Here is a 1,300-nt window from a genome sequence, read left to right on the forward strand (position 1 = left end):
GTCCTGGGCTTTCTTGATGTTGTCCTGCATGGCCTGYGCCTGCTTCATGAGGCCTGCGAGTTGTCCTTTGTTAAACATGTTTTTTCCTTTAAATCTGGCTGTCGGAATGTGTCTTGAAACTGGCTTTGATCATATCGACTTCGCGGCCAGCGGCCGGATGCTGCCGGGGACAATTTTGGCGCCCCAGTCGCGAATCATGTCCTGCACAAACGGGTCGTTCTGGATCATTTCCTCGGCGGCGCGCTGGCGCTCGGCCTGTGCCGCCGCATTGCGGCGTGCCGGCGTGTCGGTAACAGGGCCCACCTCCACCGTAAGCTTCAGGGCCGCGTCTCCCAGGTGCGACTGCAGGGCAACTTGCAGCTTTTCACGCGCGGCCGTCTGGTTCAACGACTCGCGCTCCACCCGCAGCGTCCACAGCCCGCCCTCCCGGCCGCGCAGCTCCGACTGCAGTGCCAGCTCACGTGTCAGCGCCGCCACGGCCTCGGCGGCTACCAGTTGGCCCACGGCCTGGCTCCAGTCTTCGCCGAGCGGGACAGGCACCAACGGCGCCCCGGTAACGGCTGGCGCTCCCGGCTGCGGGCGCTGCTGCGGTACTGGCCGCCCCGGAACGGCGGAAGGGGATGCTATGGAATTAATAGCTGCTTGCGCCCGCTCTGCTTGCGCCACAGGCCGGTTTCCCTCAAAGCTCTGAGCAGGCTCGGGCTCTTCACGAACAGTTTCACGGGCAGGTTCGCGTACAGCGGCAGGGGTTGGCGCAGCGCGCCGTTCAGGCACAACCGCGGGCGCGGGAGCCCGCGCCACCTCAGGCTGCGGCTTTTTTCCAGGCTCGGCGGCACCCCCCGCATGGGTGGCAGCCGAAGCCGAAGGTTTGAAGGCCAGCAGGCGCAGCAGCACCATGGTCAGGCCGGCATATTCGTCGGGCGCCAGGCCCAGCTCCGCACGGCCATGCAGGCACAGGCTGTAAAGCAGCTGCGTTTCATCGGCGGGCAGCGCCTGGGCCAGCCGGGCCGTCTCCGCGATATCCGGGTCGGCCCCGTCGTCGCTAACCCCCATCTCAGGTACGGCCTGCAACACCGCCATGCGCTGCAACACCGTCGTCATTTCTTCCAGGGTGGAAGCCGCACTCAAGCCATTCAGCCGAAGCGCTTCGGACGTTTCGACCACGGTCTTGCCATCGCCCCGCGCCAGGGCATCGAGCAGACGGTAGACATAGCTGCGGTCCACACTGCCCAGCATGGTGCGCACACTGGCTTCTTCAAGCGTGCCGGAGCCAAACGCGATCGCTTGGTCCGTCAGCGAC

At 65.7% G+C, this 1,300-nt stretch carries 1 protein-coding gene and 1 pseudogene; both read right to left on the reverse strand.

What is annotated here, in order from left to right; all coding sequences use genetic code 11:
- Positions 1 to 78: pseudogene (locus AC1D0Z_RS22015) on the reverse strand (YbaB/EbfC family nucleoid-associated protein); the annotation flags it as partial.
- 51 nt (positions 79 to 129) lie between these two features.
- On the reverse strand, positions 130 to 1,300 hold a 1,171-nt coding region (locus AC1D0Z_RS22020; RefSeq protein WP_477660277.1), incomplete at its 5' end, for a DNA polymerase III subunit gamma/tau C-terminal domain-containing protein.

The organism is Polaromonas sp. P1_E3 (assembly GCF_056405935.1).